General features: G+C 65.1%; 12 protein-coding genes. 3 read left to right on the top strand and 9 right to left on the bottom strand.

Annotation, left to right across the window (positions count from 1 at the left end; translation table 11 throughout):
- Positions 1-24 precede the first annotated feature (24 nt).
- The gene (locus AC3IT0_RS17985) at positions 25-948 is read right to left on the bottom strand and encodes a carbohydrate ABC transporter permease (RefSeq protein WP_489321029.1); all 924 of its coding nucleotides are present in this window, start codon (positions 946-948) and stop codon (positions 25-27) included.
- A 15-nt stretch (positions 949-963) separates the two neighbouring features.
- The gene (locus AC3IT0_RS17980; RefSeq protein WP_489321028.1) at positions 964-1,989 is read right to left on the bottom strand and encodes an ABC transporter permease; all 1,026 of its coding nucleotides are present in this window, start codon (positions 1,987-1,989) and stop codon (positions 964-966) included.
- A gap of 299 nt (positions 1,990-2,288) precedes the next feature.
- Between AC3IT0_RS17980 and AC3IT0_RS17975 the strand changes: the two genes are divergently transcribed.
- Positions 2,289-6,170, top strand: a complete 3,882-nt coding sequence (locus AC3IT0_RS17975) for an endo-alpha-N-acetylgalactosaminidase family protein (protein ID WP_489321027.1) — start codon at positions 2,289-2,291, stop codon at positions 6,168-6,170.
- Between the two features lie 45 nt (positions 6,171-6,215).
- On the opposite strand, the gene AC3IT0_RS17970 is transcribed toward AC3IT0_RS17975, so the two are convergent.
- On the bottom strand, positions 6,216-7,010 hold the full coding sequence (locus AC3IT0_RS17970) for a DeoR/GlpR family DNA-binding transcription regulator (protein ID WP_489321026.1): 795 nt from the start codon (positions 7,008-7,010) through the stop codon (positions 6,216-6,218).
- A gap of 107 nt (positions 7,011-7,117) precedes the next feature.
- On the opposite strand from AC3IT0_RS17970, the gene AC3IT0_RS17965 reads away from it, so the two are divergent.
- Together AC3IT0_RS17965 and AC3IT0_RS17960 are read left to right on the top strand one after the other, a co-directional pair.
- Entirely contained in the window at positions 7,118-8,575 is a 1,458-nt protein-coding gene (locus AC3IT0_RS17965; protein WP_489321025.1) for an arylsulfatase, read from the top strand.
- 3 nt (positions 8,576-8,578) lie between these two features.
- Positions 8,579-9,535 (top strand): formylglycine-generating enzyme family protein, encoded by a 957-nt coding sequence (locus tag AC3IT0_RS17960; protein WP_489321024.1) that lies wholly within the window; start codon positions 8,579-8,581, stop codon positions 9,533-9,535.
- Here the strand turns inward: AC3IT0_RS17960 and AC3IT0_RS17955 are convergent.
- The 6 genes from AC3IT0_RS17955 to AC3IT0_RS17930 form a co-directional block, all read right to left on the bottom strand.
- Positions 9,491-10,786 carry an N-acetylglucosamine-6-phosphate deacetylase gene (locus tag AC3IT0_RS17955; protein WP_489321023.1) on the bottom strand — a complete coding sequence of 432 codons (1,296 nt, stop codon included), beginning with the start codon at positions 10,784-10,786 and terminating at the stop codon, positions 9,491-9,493. The two genes, AC3IT0_RS17960 and AC3IT0_RS17955, sit on opposite strands and share 45 nt — an antisense overlap.
- A 4-nt stretch (positions 10,787-10,790) precedes the next feature.
- Positions 10,791-10,925, bottom strand: a complete 135-nt coding sequence (locus tag AC3IT0_RS17950; protein ID WP_489323838.1) for a hypothetical protein — start codon at positions 10,923-10,925, stop codon at positions 10,791-10,793.
- A 377-nt stretch (positions 10,926-11,302) separates the two neighbouring features.
- Positions 11,303-11,629, bottom strand: coding sequence for a YegP family protein (locus tag AC3IT0_RS17945; protein ID WP_489321022.1), 327 nt, complete (start codon positions 11,627-11,629; stop codon positions 11,303-11,305).
- Between the two features lie 216 nt (positions 11,630-11,845).
- On the bottom strand, positions 11,846-13,006 hold the full coding sequence (locus tag AC3IT0_RS17940; RefSeq protein ID WP_489321021.1) for a M24 family metallopeptidase: 1,161 nt from the start codon (positions 13,004-13,006) through the stop codon (positions 11,846-11,848).
- Complete coding sequence (locus tag AC3IT0_RS17935) at positions 13,003-15,102, bottom strand: DUF6807 family protein (RefSeq protein ID WP_489321020.1); 2,100 nt, start codon at positions 15,100-15,102, stop codon at positions 13,003-13,005. The genes AC3IT0_RS17940 and AC3IT0_RS17935 overlap by 4 nt, the downstream gene beginning before the upstream one ends.
- Positions 15,103-15,118: 16 nt before the next feature.
- Positions 15,119-16,279, bottom strand: coding sequence for an acetylxylan esterase (locus AC3IT0_RS17930; protein WP_489321019.1), 1,161 nt, complete (start codon positions 16,277-16,279; stop codon positions 15,119-15,121).
- Positions 16,280-16,453 lie beyond the last annotated feature (174 nt).

Below are 16,453 nucleotides of genomic sequence, written 5' to 3'. Positions count from 1 at the left end.
AGTGCTTGTCCTTTCATGTGGGGGCTAACCCTTGATGGCGCCGGTGATGACGCCCTTGGTGAAGTGCTTCTGAAGGAATGGATAGATCATCAGGATGGGGACGACGGCCACCACCAGCACAGCCATCTGCAGCGACTGCGGGGGCGGCGTCGTCGATATGCCCAGCGCATCCGCCGTCGAACTTCCCTGGATGACGAAGCTGCGCAGCAACAGCTGGATGGGCCACTTGCTGTGGTCGTTGAGGTAGAGAAGGGCGCTGAAGAAGGAGTTCCAGAACCCCACGGCATAGAACAGTCCCACGACGGCCACGACCGCCTTGGAAAGCGGCAGAACGATTTTCCAGAGGATGGCCCAGTCGCTGGCCCCGTCTATCCGGGCGCTTTCCAGGAGCTCCTGCGGGATTCCCATAAAGAAGCTGCGCATGACCACGAAGTTGAACGCCCCGAAGATGCCCGGCAGGATCAGGGCCCACAAGGAGTCCAGCAGGCCAAGGTCCCGGACCATAAGGAACATCGGAATCATTCCTGGAGCGAAAAGCAGAGTGAACAGCACCGCCATAAGGACCGGCCGGCCGAGGAGGACGGGCCGGCTCGTTGCGTAGGCGAGGGTGATCGTGACGAAGAGTGCCAGGAGCGTTCCCACTGCGGTTACCAGTGCGCTTACCCCGAGTGCCCGGAGGACCAGGGGACCGGAGAAGATGATCCGGTATGCCTCCAGGGTGGGCCGCTCCGGCCACAGTACAAAGCCGCCGGCGTGCAGCAGCTGTTCCTCGTCTGCGAGGGAGGTCGAAACGACCAGGAGGAACGGCAGGATGATCGCCGCGGCGAAACCTACCAGCACCAGTGTCTTGACGGTCTGGTACAGGGGGGAGGGCTGTTCCTTCCAGACGGGGCGGCGCGGATCGTAATTAAGGCCGGGGATACGCCGGCGGGTCAACTGAAGTGTCATGGAGAGTCCTTCCGCCTAACGGATTTTCTTGGTGAGGATGCCGTCTTCGCCGAAGCGGTGGGCCAGCTTGTTGGCACCCCAGATCAGCAGCGCCCCGACCACACCCTTGGCCAGCCCGGCTGCCGCGCCGGTGCTCCATCCGCCGCCGATGACGCCGGAGTAGTAGACGAAGGTGTCGAGGACTTCCGCTGCACCGGGGCCCACGGCATCGCGCTGCAGGATGAACTGCTCGAAGCCCACCGAGAGGATGTCTCCGATGCGGAGGATGAGCAGGAGGATAATGACCGGGCGAAGGCCGGGCAGCGTGATGTGCCACAGCCGGCGCCATCGGCCGGCACCGTCAACGGCTGCGGCTTCATAGTGGGTTGCATCGATCGTGGCCAGCGCGGCCAGGAAGATGATCATGGCCCAGCCGGCGTCCTTCCAGACCATCTGGACCACCACCAGGATCGGGAAGGTATCCGGGTTGGTCATGAACGGAATGGGATCCATGCCCCATTGGCGCAAGGTGTTGTTGACAAAGCCTGCGCCGCCGAGCATCTGCTGGAAGAGTGCGATCACGAGCACCCAGGACAGGAAATGGGGCATGTAGGCGATGCTCTGGAAAATACGGCGGAAACGGGTGCTGACCAGGGAGTCCACGATCACAGCCAGGACGAGTGGTACCGGAAAGAGGAACACCAGCTGCCACGCCGCGAGGTACAGCGTGTTGCCGAAAGCACGCAGGAAATCGGGATCCCGGAAGAGGGCGGCGAAGTTATCGAACCCCACCCATTCACTGTCCGCGATTCCCAGGAAGGGCTGGAAGTCCTTGAAGGCAATCACGTTGCCCAGGATCGGGAGGTAAAAGAACAGCACGAGGAACATGACGGCCGGAACCATCATGGCCAGCATCTGCCAGTCGCGGCGGAGCCGGACGCGGAGCGGCTTGTTCCGCGACGGCGCGGGCCGCCGCGTTGAAGGGCGCCCCGTGGATGCGGCTCCGCCCCCGCCCTTCAGATCAGGCGCCTCTGCGGGCGCAGCAGGTGTGCGGAGAGCCATACGAATCCTTTCCGGATGTGAACGGAGCATCCCCCGGCCGGAACAACGGCCCGTGTGATGCACCTCACCTAAACGATTAACGAAGAGACTAAACGCAGAACGAGAAAAATGCAATTTCTTGACGTTTTGACAGGGAATTAGAGCGTTTTATCTCACTTCACCGTGATGGCGAAAGCTCCCTGGCGGGCGAAGGATTGCGCACCGGCTTCCTTCCGTCCTCAGGCGAAGTTCGGGACATTGACGTGAGATTGTGGTAGAAAGTGATCGATTGTTTGTTATCAAAATCACAAAGGAGCAAGATGAGTCAACGTCGACGAATGATGGGGGGAGCCCTGGTCTCTGTCCTGGCCACATCCTCACTTGTCCTGTTGCCCTCCGCGGCCGCGCATGCCGCGCCTCTGACGGGCACTGAAACCATCGCATCGGGACAGCTTTCCCTCGCGGTATCCACCGCATTTCCGCAGGTCATCCGCTATACCGACCTGCAGACGCAGGCAAGCATGAACGGTACGGCAGAGCCGTTGAACACCATCACCATCAATGGTTCGGAGCAGCCGGTAATCGTGGCATTTGCCAAGTCCGGCCCGGCCGCCGTTGACTACGTCCTGACCGTCCCGGGAATGGGCGGGATTACCCTCGAAGCCCGCATTGCTGTGGAAAACCGCGTGGTCAGCTTCAACGTCACCAAGATCAATGACACCGAGCAGCACAGGGTTTCGACCCTGCAGCTGCCAAAGCTGAACCTCGCAACAGTCTCTTCAACTGAACCCGGCGCGCAGGTCTCCACCGCCAACCTCTCCGTAGACCGAGCCGTCAGCGGGGACCGCTTCACGCCGGTCACCAGTGCCACGCCCCTGGACCCGGCTCCGAAGAGCTCAGCGTACGCGCTGGCCAACACGAACCAGCTGGCGGCCGCATTCGAATCCAATGCCCTTTACGACACCTCCTCCGGCCCCGGCCACAAGGACCAGGGCCGTTTTTGGCACCAGGCAGTCAGTGGTGACGCGGGCGCGGTGAAGATGGGAATTTCCAGCGGCCAGTGGCTCTACCGGGCGGCAGGCTCCAGCAAGACCGAAGAACTGCCCTGGACTCGGGTAGCCATTACGGCCGATGCCAACGGCGATTCAACGGTGGACTGGCAGGACGCGGCAATCGCCATGCGGTCCATCGAGGTCAAGGCGTTCAAGGGCGAACAGACCCCGAACAACGTCATCACCCACATCCCCTTCAACTTTGCCTCCCAGGCAACGCACCCGTTCCTGCGCACCCTGGATGACGTCAAGCGCATCTCTCTTGCCACCGATGGCCTGGGCCAGGTGGCCATGCTTAAGGGCTACACGTCTGAGGGCCACGATTCCGCCAACACCGATTACGGGAACAACTTCAATACCCGGGCCGGCGGCCTGGAAGACCTGAACAAGCTGGTCGAGGCCGGTAAGGAATGGAACGCCCGTTTCGGTGTGCACATCAATGCGACCGAGATCTACCCGGAGGCGAAGTCCTTCGCGGAGGATCTGCTGACGGCCAACAAGGCACTGGGCTGGAACTGGCTGGACCAGTCCTACGTCATTGACCAGCGCAAGGACATCAATTCCGGCAAGCTCGCCCAGCGCATCAAGGAACTCGCCGACGCCACGGGGGACAACCTGGACTTTGCCTATGTTGACGTTTACTACGAATACGGCTGGCTCGCCCAGACCATTCAGGACGAACTGATCAAGAACGGTTTCCGGGTCGGATCCGAATGGGCCACGCACCTCAGCCGGAACAACACCTGGTCGCACTGGGCCAACGACGAGAAGTACGGCGGCAGCACCAACAAGGGCGTCAACTCCCAGATCCTGCGCTTCATCAACAACACCCAGTCCGACGTCTGGAACCCGGATGCCAAGCTGGGCACGTCCCATATCGTGGAATTCGAAGGCTGGACCGGCCAGAACAACTACAACGCTTTCTACAACAACATCTGGACGGCGAACCTGCCGACGAAGTATCTCCAGCACCACGAGATTACTAAATGGACCGCTGACCGTATTGACCTTGCCGACGGCGTGGCAGTCACCGGAGGCACCGCCGCCGAACGGGAAATCACGGTGGCCGGCACGCCCGTGCTCCGGGGCGGCACGTACCTGCTTCCCTGGGCCTCCGCCCCGGGTGGCAGCCAGGACAAGCTTTACCACTACAACCCGGCTGGTGGCACCACCACCTGGACACTCACGGATGCCTTCAGCAATGCCACCAGCGTGGAGCAGTTCAAACTCACTGACAATGGCCGGGTCAAGGTAGCCGACATCCCTGTTCTCAACGGTCAGATCACTCTCGCGTCCGATCCCGGACAGCCGTACGTCCTGACCACGGATGCTGGAACTGCCAGCATTCCCGCCGATGCTTCCTTCGGCGAGGGGACCCGGTTCAAGGACCCCGGCTTTAACGACGCCGCACTCGGTAGCTGGAACCCTTCAGGCACGGCAGCGATCATCCGTAATGACAAGGGCCACCGCTACCCCGAACTCGGTGAGGGGAAATCCTCCCTCTCCCAGAAACTGCTCCCGTTCCAGGCCGGCACCTACTCCGTCAGCGCCAATGTCGAGATTGAACCCGGTCAGAAGCGCCCCACCACGCTGAAGGTGGCAGTGCCGGGCGGCAAAACGGAATCGGTAACCGTCAGTAGTTCCAGCGCAACGAACTTCGTTGCGGCGGATGAAAAGACCGGCACCAACTTCCAGCGTCTGCGTGTACTCATTGACGTCCCCGAAAACGGCATCCGTCCCACTGTCAGCCTCGAAGCAGGAAAGGGCGCCGCGAAGGTCCGCGTCGACGACTTCCGGGCTGTGGCAACAAAGCGCGTTCCCACCCACGGTGTCCTGAGTGAGGATTTCGAAAGTGTGGACCAGGGTTGGGGCCCATTTGTAAAGGGCAACGCCGGCGGTTCCACGGACCCCCGCACCCACCTCACCGAACGTCATGAACCCTTCACCCAGAAGGGCTGGCACACCAACGTCATCGACGAAGTCCTCAACGGCACCTGGTCGCTGATCGCCCATGACGAGAACCGCGGCCCCGGCGGCACCCCCGGCATGGTCTATCGCACCACCGGCTACACGATGCCGTTCCAGGCAGGTCACAAGTACAAGGTTTCCTTCGACTACCAGAACTCCAAGGAAGGGCAGTACGCCTGGGTGGCCGGCTACGACTCACAAAAGGGACCGGCCGTGACCGGAAGCCAGCCGATCGGTGCACAGACCACCACTGCCCGCTTTGAGCAGACCCTGGACACCGGATTCTGCGGTGACTACTTCGTGGGGCTGCAGCGCACCGGGTCCGCGAAGGGTGCGGACTTCACCCTGGACAATCTCTTGATCGAAGACCTTGGCGTCTCCGAAGCTGTTCCCGCCTGCGCCCAGCTCAGCGCAGCCCTCCAGGGCGACGTGGTGCAGCAAGGCAAGGCCCAGGACTTCGTGACCACCTTCGTCTCCGATGAGCCAGCCGCAATCACAGATCTGGCCGTGGAACTCGAGCTGCCCCAGGGCTGGACGGCAACCCCGGCAACCCCAGCCAACGCAGCAACCCTCCCGGTAGGCGGAAAGCTGGCCACGACCTGGAAGCTGACCGCCCCGGCAGACGCCGATGGTGATTACCCCATCAAGGCCACTGCGAGGTACACCACCACAACGGATCCGGTCGGCACCCGTATTATCAGCACCACCACACAGGTGCGGACTTTGCCCAAGCCTCCGCAGGCCACCGTCTACGCCAGCGACCATCCCTGGGTTAGTGCCAGCAATGGCTGGGGGCCGGTGGAAAAGGACATGTCCAACGGTCCCCAGGGTGCCGGCGACGGCACTCCGCTGACGCTGAACGGCACGGTCTACGCCAAGGGACTCGGCGCCCACGCGAACGGCACCATCCGCTACTACCTCGGCGGCCACTGCACCAGCTTCAGTGCAGCGGTGGGAATCGACGACGCTCAGGGTACGCGCGGGAGCGTGAAGTTCTCCGTGCTGGCCGACGGCGCTACAAAGGTCACGACGCCGGTGCTCGGTGCCCTGAGCCCCGCCCTGCCACTCACTGTGGATGTCACGGGGGCGCAGTATGTTGACCTGGTGGCAGATGCCACCGCCGACGGCAATGGCAATGATCACGCAGACTGGGCCGACGCTAAGTTTGTCTGTTCTCCGTAGCAAGTCCTGGAAGTAATGCCCGCTCCTGCAGTGCAGGAGCGGGCATTACGCTTCCGCAGGGGCCAGGGTAACCTCAACGCCACGGTTCTCGAAAGCCGCCTTGTCCCGCGCAGTGATTCCTGAATCCGTAATCAGCCGGGTAAACGCGTAGTCGCCCAGCGTAGCGAACGCCCGCCGCCCCACCTTTGAGGAATCTGCCAGCACGTAACTGGTGGCGGCGCGCTGGGCCATCAGGACATTCACCGAGGCCTCACGTTCGTCGGAAACAGTGGGACCGACCGTGTGGTCGATACCGTTGACCCCGATGAATGCCAGATCCAGGGCGATCCGGTTCATCACCAGGTCTGTGTATGGCCCCACCAGCTCGTAGGAGCGCGGATTCAGCACTCCACCGATGACGATGATCTTTATATTCGGCCGCACGGCCAATTGCGCCGCAATATTGATCGCATTGGTTACCACGGTCAGCAGCGGGTGATCTGACTTGGTGTTGAGGTCCGCCCGCGTCGACAGCACCTGGGCAAGGGCCGTGGTGGTTGTTCCGCCGCTGAGTCCAATCACCGACCCCGGCGTGATCATTGCCGAGGCGACCTCGGCAATCCGGTGTTTGGCTTCGGCGTTGTCATCCCGGTTATAGCGTCCCGGCAGGTCATAGGAGACCGTCCCCGTTGTGGCGCCGCCGTGTGTCCGCGTGAGCAATCTCTGCTTTGCTAGGCTGTCCAGGTCGCGCCTGGCTGTGGCCGGAGAGACCCCCAGCGTGGACACGATGTCGTCGATGTCCACTTGTCCAGCCTCCGCGAGCAGATCCAGGACTGCTTCAAGCCGATCAGTGCGAATCATAAGCAGTTTTCTCCAAATACGGTTCAGCGATGTGACATTTTTGATTCTTTTACTTCATTCTATGATGATTATTGCATCCTAGGGTCTGTTTCTAATCATAATTAGACATGACGAATGTGATCTTGATCTGCGCCGATCAGTGGCGCGGCGATTGTCTCTCCATCGAAGGCCACGCACAGGTGCAAACTCCCCACCTGGACGACCTGGCCCGCACCGGAACGAGGTTCAGTAAGGCCTACTCCGCGACGCCCACCTGCGTACCCGCCCGGGTGGCTCTCTTCACGGGTCAGTCGCAGGAGCGGCACGGGCGCGTGGGCTATGAGGAGGGGGTCCCCTTCGAGAAGGCCCACCCCGTTAGCATCGCCGGAGAATTCCGTAAGGCGGGCTACCACACCCAGGCCATCGGAAAGATGCATGTCTACCCCGAACGCGCACGGCTGGGCTTCGACGACGTCATACTGCATGACGGCTTCCTGCACCACGCCCGCGGCGAGCACCGGCAGGACTTTCGCTTTTTCGACGACTATGTTCCCTGGCTCAGGCGTCAACCCGGCGTCGGTCCGGAGGAGGAGTATTTCGACAACGGCGTGAACTGCAATTCGGTGATTGCCCGGCCGTGGGACAAGCCTGAGCGCCTCCACCCCACCAACTGGCTCGCCACGCAGACCATTGACTGGATGCACCGGCGCGACCCCTCAAAGCCGTTCTTCCTTTACCTCTCCTTCCACCGCCCGCATCCTCCGTATGACCCTCCGGTCTGGGCCTTCGAGCAGTACCTTGGCCAGTCCGAGGTCCCGCAGGTGGCTGGAGACTGGGGTGATCAGTGGGAAGGACACCGGCGCGACGGCGATACCCAGGCTGCGTTCGCCCGGTTGGCTCCGCAGTTGCTCCACCGCGCCCGGGCAGGCTACTACGGGCACATGACCCACATCGACCAGCAGATCAACCGCATCCTTGAATCCCTGACTGACTTCGGACTCGCGGAGGACAGCGTCATTGCGTTCACGTCCGACCACGGTGAAATGATGGGGGACCACGACATGTTCCGCAAAGCATTGCCCTATGAGGGCTCGGCCAGAGTGCCGCTGATCATCTCCGCTTCACGCAGCAAGCAGTTACCCTCACGGACAGTGGACCAGGTGGTGGAACTGCGCGACATCATGCCCACGCTCCTGGACCTCGCGGGCCTGGACATCCCCGACGGCGTGGATGGAGTCTCGCTGGCTCCCTACGTGCGCGGCGATGCTCACCCTCCGTCCCCGCGCCACCGCCTCCACGGCGAACATGTGTACTTCGGGCAATCCATCCAGTGGGTGACGGATGGAAGGTACAAATACATCTGGGGTTCTGCCGAAGGCGTTGAACAACTCTTTGACCTCCACGCCGATCCTACGGAGATGCAGAATCTGGCGTTCCTGCCAGAGCACGCCGGATTGTTGGCTGAATGGCGGAACCACCTGATTGCCGATCTTGCGGACAGGGAGGAAGGCTTTGTGGAAGGCGGGGAATTGGTCACGGGCCGGCCGGTGACCACCGTCCTGCAGCACACGAGGGAGCGGTTGTAACCGGTGGCCTGTAGCTGCACACCCCGGCGCGATGAACCTTCACCGCAGCCTGCGCATACCGAGGGCGGTAGCGGTCCAACCAGCATCCCCGCTGCCGCGCGATCAATTCACCACGACGACGTCACAATCCCTGCCGGCACCTTTGCGATGGGGGACTCCTTTGACGAGGGGTACCCAGCTGACGGAGAGGGTCCAGTGCACCCTGTTACCCTCGATGCCTTCCGGATCGATGCCACCGCGGTCACCAATGCGCAGTTCGCAGCATTCGTGGGCGCTACCGGTTACCGCACCGCAGCGGAGGCATACGGAACGTCCGCGGTCTTCCACCTGGCGGTTAGCGCGGCGGCGGAGGACGTGATCGGGGAAGCGCAGGGAGCCCCCTGGTGGCGCGTGGTCCGGGGGGCGAGCTGGGCCAAACCGGCGGGGCCGAGATCCTCCTGGTCCGACGTTCCGGACCATCCAGTGGTGCATATTTCCTGGGACGATGCGCAGGCATATTGCCGCTTTACGGGGCGCCGGCTGCCCACGGAGGCGGAATGGGAATACGCCGCACGGGGCGGCTTGACGGGGAAGCGGTATCCATGGGGTGACGGGCTGACCCCGGGCGGTGCCCCCCGCTGCAATATCTGGCAGGGTGCGTTTCCGGTCCGGAACACGTGCGACGACGGATACCTCACTACCGCCCCGGTCCGCAGTTTTCCGCCCAACGGCTTTGGCCTGTACGAGGTCAGCGGTAACGTTTGGGAATGGTGCCGGGACTGGTTCAGTCCGGACTGGTTTGCGCACTCGCCAGAGCGGGATCCGGCAGGCCCCGGCCGCGGGACGTCACGGGTGCTGCGCGGCGGCTCGTACCTGTGCCATGAGTCCTATTGCAACCGGTACCGGGTGGCGGCACGCAGCTCTGCGCCTGCTGATTCAGGTGCCGCGAACTGTGGTTTCCGCACCGTTCGGGGAGCTTGAGGTACGGGCTGCCTGCGCCACGGCGGGGCGGGCCAGTGAGCGGCCCCCACGCAGGACCAGAACCCGTCGGAAGTCCCGGTCGACCACCACGACGTCGGCCCGCAGGCCCGCGCGAAGGCTTCCGATTTCGTGCTGCCGACCTATGATCGCGGCCGGAACCGCTGTAGCCGAGGTAACGGCTGCCGCTGGATCCACCCCGGCACTAATGGTCCGCCGCACAACGTCCAGGAGGGTCGCCGTGCCGCCGGCCAGGGAACCGTTGCTGCTCAGCCGTGCCACGGAGCCGTTGACAGACACGGCCGCAGGGCCAAGCTCGTAGTTGCCATCGGGCAGTCCGGTGGCTGCCATTGAATCGGTGACCAGGACCACGTTTTCCGCACCCACCAGCTCGAAGACCATCCGGACGGTTTCCGGATCCAGGTGCGCGCCGTCGGCAATGAGTTCCACGGCCACCGTGCCCGCTCCGGCCAGGCGGAGACAAGTTGCCACGGGGCCGGGGCTGCGGTGGTGCAACGGTGGCATCCCGTTGAAGAGGTGTGTGACGGTGGGACGCGACGTCTCCGGCGCCCCGGGCCCAGCCAACAGCTCCGCTGCCCTGGTGAGGGACGCCGCCGTCGTGCAGGCATCCGCGTCGGTGTGCCCCAGGGACGGGGTGACACCGTGCTCAGCGAGCATCCGCACCAGGGCATCCGCGCCGGGCAGTTCGGGGGCGTACGTCATGGTCCGCAGGTAACCGTCGGCCGCCTCAATCAGCTCCCGGGTGAAATCCAGATCCGGGTCGAGGAGGAACCTGGGATCCTGGGCGCCGCAGCGGGCGTGGGAGAGGAACGGGCCCTCGGAGTGGATGCCAGCAATGAGACCCTCATCGGCGAGAACGCTGAGGGCTCCCATCCCGCGCAGCAGGTCTTCGCGCGACGCGGTCACCAGGCTGGCGAGCAGCGTCGTGGTGCCGCTGCGGTGCAGGTAATCCAACGCGGTGCGGGCCGCATCGCCGGACCCGCTGGGGAAGTCACCGCCGGCAGCACCGTGGCAGTGCAGGTCAACGAGGCCGGGCAGGATCATGCTGCCGGGTGGCAGTTCGAGCTCTTCAAATCCGGGCAGCAGGGATGGATCCAGGCCGGACCGCGGGCCAACATACGTGATGAGGCCGCCGGAGACGGCAACTACGGAGTCGGGCTGGGCTGATCCATCGCTCAGAACCGTGCCGGCCAGCAGGTAGGTTCCGGATTCGGCCGGATTCAATGTGCGCATCACCTTACCTTATGGCCTCGGCGAACCAGCCGGTGATGGTGGGCTCGTGGGTGATCGCTGTATCGACGACGACGGCGAACCCGCCGGCGCCGAGGCACTGCCGGGCCTGGGCGGGAGTGTGGAGGCGGCCTTCGGCGATGGGGGGGCACTCCGAAGCCAGCGGCGGCGATCCTGACCGCGCGAAATGGAATCAGCAGTCGGTCAGCTCCGCTCAACTTGCCAGAGAGTACGGATTCACCGACATCGATGGTTTGCAGCCCGATGGCTGGAGCGCGCACTAACCAGGTAGATTCCTTGACGCTGCCAAGTGCACAGCTCCGTGCACGACCAAGTGCACGGAGGCGCCAGCGACTAAAGCGACGTCAACGTCGCCTCGCGCAGCGCTCCATGCGCCCCACGGACCGCTCGCAGGGACAACCGGTCGCGACGATATTACGAGCCGAGGTCGGCAGCCGGCGAACGAATGGATCCGGTCTTCGTGAAGGGGTCCGGGCAGGGTTGTCGGAGTCGAGAGCGTTAAACTGCGCCGGCCCATCGAGGTCCGCTGGCGGCCCGGTGGATTTCCCTGGAACGTGCGTGAAGGTCAGCAGTCGGGATTCGCCGGACTTCGCGAACTTGAACAGTGACGTCGTGAGCCTCCGCCGGCGCGGCCCTCCTCTCCGTCGGAGAAATATCGGCAATCAGTCCCATGCCGGCGTACTCACGCACGGCGGCGATGCCGGCAACAGCTGCGGTCTTGTTGTCAAAGGCCTTGGACACTGCCATCACGGTGCCATCCGGTGCTGTCAGCCGGAACCTGATATACGACTCCGCGTCCACGAACAGTTCGAACATTCCGGCCATAGCAAATCCTCCCGGTCTGCGGGATCCGCCCGCGGCGTCGTTGCCACGGAGCGGAACGGACGCGCCCTTGCGTCCCTTTCCCGCTGGTTTTGTCCTGCAATCCAAATGATCGGTTCATCATGTGCTAAATGAGTCTCGCTCAAGACAGCCAGTGCCCACAAGACCCAACAGGCAACTCCTCCACCAATCGAAGTTTTGCGCCGGCCGTGGCGGGGCCTACAGCTGCAGGGTCTCCGGCCGCTTGCGGCCGTTCACCGCAGCAGCGGGCCAGCGGTCATCCACCGTCAGGACTTTCATGCCGGACTCGGTGAGCTGGACCGTGTCCTCGATCTTCACTCCCGGTCCCGACGGGTTCCAGGTGAACGGCTGGTTGAGGACGACGGTGTCGGTGGCTGCCGCGGTGACGCGCGGATCCCGCCCGGCATAGCCCGCTGGTCCGCCCTGGTGGTGCTGCTCCCACTGCTCCGCGCCGAAACCGTGGCGGACGTAGGCCGCTTTGATCTCGCCGAAGACGCGGTCCAGCCGGGTACCGGGGACCGTTGCGTCGAGGATGTCCGCCTCCACCGCAGCGATCCGGGACTCGGCGTCGAGCTCTTCGGGGGTGCCGGCGTCGAACCTTACCCAGCGCGTGATGTTCGCGACCAGGCCGTCCCGGCGGGCGCACACCACGGCCATGGCGCGGCGTCCGAGCGGCGCGTGGGTGGCCAGCGGGTGGCGGAAGTCGCTCCGGGAGCTGCCGCTGCACAGGAGTACCAGCGGCTCCGCGCCCGCTCCAACCACGCGGGCGGCCAGGGCGGACACGAGCTCGAATTCGGTGGTGTCCGGCCGGGCGGTGGATAGCACATCGGTCATGATGCCGGCCAGTTCCGCGCTGAGATGGGCGTAGCGGGCGGCCTCGCCGGGCAGCAGTTGCTGCCGGGCAGCCCTCAATTCGGTGGCCACCGAGGCCTCGGCCAGCGGGGTGCGGGCGCCCCCTCCGGAAGAACGTCCGACGGCGGCGGCGCCCTCGTGCAGGTTCCCGTGCCAGGGCACGGTGTGGAGGGCGACCCCGGCGGGGAGCTCCTCGGCCGCGATCCGCGCGGCCTCGTTGTTGAACGTCACCAGGTGGTCGCCCGCCCGGTCCACCAGCAGCGCGGCGATGGGGTCGCCGGCCAGGCTGATGTGGACGCGGCTGCCGTCCAGGTACCAGGCCAGCGCCGTGTGGGTGGTCAGCAGCAACGAGTCCTGCCCCTTGGCATCCAGGATGTCCAGGACGCGGCGCCGCTTGATGGCCCGGTCTGCGGTAGATGCTGGCGGCGTGCGGCGGCCTTGGCCCGCAAGCGTCGCGGCTACCGTCAGCTGCGACGACGGCGTGGCAGCAATTGTTGTCTGGCTCATGAGTTGTCCCCCTGTGTTTGGATCAATGTCTCGATGTCTTCCGTACCCAAAATTCCGTCGGCGATGAACACGGTCACGCTGCGGCGGACCGGGGCGCCGGGTTCGGCAATGACCGGCGCGTCCCAGGCCAGCGACTGGCCAACTCCCGCGTATCCGTCTGCCCGGACGAACCACGGATCCGTTGAATCCGCCGCGGCCACGAACACGAGCGTGGCGTCGCCGCCGTCTGGACGGGTGCCGCCACGGCGAGTGCCGCCGTTGGACGTTCCCCCCGTGAAGCCACCCGACCAGGCGAGCCACGGTGCGACACTCCCGTGCACGGCGGACTCGCCCGCCCCCAAAGGGGTCCAGACACGTGCCCCGGGACATTCGGGAAGGCGCCAGAAGAACCCGCCGTACCCGCCCCCAACACGGCCGTTGGAACCCGGGCTGCCCAGGCTCACGGGCTGGTTGCCGGCGGGGGAGAGTGCAAAGTCCAGGGTGAGGCGCCACACGGAAGGCCCGACGGCGGCCCACGTCCAGGTGCGCTGCTCGGTCAGGATGGGAGCGCCGTCGGGCCCGTTCCAGGACAGGTTCTCGGTCAGCTCGCCATCCTGTTCGGACGGTTCGCCGGCGGACGGTTCGCCGGCCCGGACGATGCTGCCGTGGTCCGGCCGCCAGACGTACTCCCCGGCAGCCCGCGTGTAGGTGCGGCCGCCCCAGAAGTTGACGCCGTCCACATCCTGGAGCGCCACCCCCACGCCCAGATGCCACACGTGGTCCAGCGGCTGGTGGTCCGTCACAACGGTCCCGGCCAGGGTGCGGACGGGGTGCAGGTACGGGCGGGGCGAGGACACGGCGCGGATGCGGCTGCCGTCCTGGTAGTCCGCCACGGGATGCCCGGCGAGGTCGAACGTCCGGGCCGGGGGCAGACTGCGGGCCCAGGGGACGCCCAGTTCGGCGAAGGTGGCCTGTGCCTTGGTGGCGCGTTCGATCAGGTCGGCAATGCCATGGACCACCGGGTGGGCGTCGTCGCCGTCGCCCTCCCAGCTGACATGGCCCGCGTCGATTTCCCGGGGCGCGGGGGCGGTGCGGATGGCTTCGAGCACGCACATAAACGCACCGGTATCCGGCAGCGCACTGAGCAGGGGAGTGCCGGCTGCCCGGGCTGCGAGGAGGTTCTTCAGCAGGTCGGTCCGGCCGAACGTCTCCCGGCGCTCGCCGTCCGCCGTGGTGGTGACCAGCTCGTCCTCGGTGTAGAAGAACGTCATCTCCCCCCGCGTCCCATGGACCGTGACGGAAGGTCGTTGCTGCTCCGGGGCGCACAGCGTGAGAGCGCACAGCAGACTCTGGCCGGCCACCGTCCGGACCCGGATCGCGGACGTGTCGTCGCTCTGGGTGTCGTTGGCGCGGTAGAGGTCCGTCTCCACGGAGGCGACGTCGGCAATAGTGTGGGCGCCGGCCATGTTCAGGGCAGTGGCCACGGCGTGCGCCAAGGCATTGGTGGCCACGCCGTCCACCACGTCGATGCCGTCCAGGCTGCGTTTGCCTGCCCACCGGGAGCGCTTGAAGTAGTTTTTGGTCCTGACCCACATGCCGGTGGCGCTGAGTCCCAGCACGTCTCCGATGTCACCGGATTCGATGGTGTTCCGGATTCCCGGCAGGGCCAGCGAGCCCAGGCTCTGGAAGCCCACCTGAACGAGCCGGCCGGCGGATTCGGCAGCGGCCAGCACGTCCTGGAACTGGGCCATGGATGCCACCGGCGGTTTCTCCGTGTACACGTCAGCACCGGCGGCCAGCGCCGCCAGGGCCAGGGGAGCGTGCGTCTGGATGGGCGTGGCCAGGATAACCACGTCCGGAACCGGCCCGGCCGCCAACAGCTGCTCCAGAGTGTTGAAGACGGCCACTGACCCGGCCAGCGCGCCCGTTTCCGGCGGGTTGGGGTCAGCCACTGCCACAAGTTCCAGGACGCCGGCCTTCTCAAGCCTGACGAGGTTGACCAGGTGCGACTCGCCAAAACCGTGCACACCCACGAGCGCTACGCGCGGGAGGGCTGCCGGAACTTCACCTGCCGCTGCAGCGCTAGCGGATGCCGCGGGGTCGGATTGCTGAATCATCAAAAGTCCTCGGTGGCTAAGGGGTGGGTAGGGGAGAGAGATTGTGGCCCGCTGCGCCCAGGGTCCTGGACAGGTAGCTGATTGCTTCATTCTGCATCTCAACGGTGAAGACGTGCCCGCCTGGCCAGAAACTCCAGGTGTAGGAGCCGGCCGGGTGCAGCGACTCCAGGATCCCGTGGGCGTCCAGCATCCCGCCTTCCGGGAACAGTTCGTCGCCCAGCGCGTACTGCACCAGGAATCCGTCGGCGCCGGACCGTCCGCTCAGTTCCGGCCAGTCACCCAGCTTCCGGAGCCCAGGAGTCTGGAGCAGCCAGGAATGGGCATCGAGGTAGGCGGGCAGCAGCGACCCGAACGTGGCCATCATGCATGTGACAACGTAGTTCCGGATCCGCGGGCTGAGGACCGCCAACGCCAGGGCCCGGCCGCCGCCGCCGGAGAATCCGATGCAGCCCAGCCGCTCCGCGTCCACCCCGGGCAGGCCGGCAAGGATCGCCAAGGCGGCCAGGTCATCGTGGGCCACCATCCCCGCCAGGCTGGTGCCCAGCAGGCCTGCGGCCTTGGCCACGGTGTCCTCATGGATTCCCGCGGCGGCGTTGTACAGTTCGGCGTCGGAAGGTACGACGCCGGCCTCCCGCCATTGCGACTTCCTCGCCTCCAGCGCAGCTTCCGTCCGCCACGGCGGGGTGGACAGATCGAAGCGCCGGCTGCCCCACGCAAAGGCGTCGTGGGCCAGGACGGCGAAGCCCTGGCGGGCGACCTCCGTGGCCAGGGCGCGCCCTCCGTAGTGCCCGGCGCGGGCTTCCACTACGGATGGGTGGGGCTCGGGAAGCGTGACCAGCCGGTCCGCTCCGCCGAACTTGTTGCCCGCGTGGCAGTGCAGGGCGAGTACGCCGGGCAGCTGCCCGGAACTCCCGGCCGGCCGCATCAGCCAGCCGGTGGTGCGGGGGCCGAAGCCCAACTGCCAGCTGAGCTGGGAGGTGGTGACGCCGTCGTGCGTTTCCTCCCAGTGGACGGTGATGTCCGCCGGAGGAACAACTGCCGGAACCCCCAGGGCGTCCGAAAGCTCCTGCGCCGCCGGGGTGGCTGCCTGGTAGCGCGGGCGGCCACGGATGTAGGCAGGCCAGTTCTCGTAGCCTGCAATTGCGCTGGGCCGGACTGGCCGGGAATCCTTGCTCACTGACCTGCCTGTTGTTCGGTTTCAGAAAACGCTTTCTCAAAAACTAACGTAGGGCTATACAGGAGTCAAGAAACCGTTTACTTTGGTACGGAGCCGCTTTCAACGTCCCGCGTGACGGAGGCCGGATCCGGACAGCTGCACACCAGGTGAGTCCGCCGCCGGAGACGGTGCATA

It is taken from the genome of Pseudarthrobacter sp. KH_020_B, from assembly GCF_057840185.1.
The sequence above is the reverse complement of the archived record's forward strand: the minus strand, read 5'-3'. Positions and strand labels throughout refer to the sequence as shown.

What these genes read in the sequence shown, in the direction of transcription:
- AC3IT0_RS17975 (WP_489321027.1), top strand. Translation starts at nt 2,289, where the DNA reads ATGAGTCAACGTCGACGAATGATGGGGGGAGCCCTGGTCTCTGTCCTG.
- AC3IT0_RS17935 (WP_489321020.1), bottom strand. Translation starts at nt 15,102, where the DNA reads ATGATTCAGCAATCCGACCCCGCGGCATCCGCTAGCGCTGCAGCGGCA.
- AC3IT0_RS17955 (WP_489321023.1), bottom strand. Translation starts at nt 10,786, where the DNA reads ATGCGCACATTGAATCCGGCCGAATCCGGAACCTACCTGCTGGCCGGC.
- AC3IT0_RS17945 (WP_489321022.1), bottom strand. Translation starts at nt 11,629, where the DNA reads ATGGCCGGAATGTTCGAACTGTTCGTGGACGCGGAGTCGTATATCAGG.
- AC3IT0_RS17980 (WP_489321028.1), bottom strand. Translation starts at nt 1,989, where the DNA reads ATGGCTCTCCGCACACCTGCTGCGCCCGCAGAGGCGCCTGATCTGAAG.
- AC3IT0_RS17940 (WP_489321021.1), bottom strand. Translation starts at nt 13,006, where the DNA reads ATGAGCCAGACAACAATTGCTGCCACGCCGTCGTCGCAGCTGACGGTA.
- AC3IT0_RS17970 (WP_489321026.1), bottom strand. Translation starts at nt 7,010, where the DNA reads ATGATTCGCACTGATCGGCTTGAAGCAGTCCTGGATCTGCTCGCGGAG.
- AC3IT0_RS17985 (WP_489321029.1), bottom strand. Translation starts at nt 948, where the DNA reads ATGACACTTCAGTTGACCCGCCGGCGTATCCCCGGCCTTAATTACGAT.
- AC3IT0_RS17965 (WP_489321025.1), top strand. Translation starts at nt 7,118, where the DNA reads ATGACGAATGTGATCTTGATCTGCGCCGATCAGTGGCGCGGCGATTGT.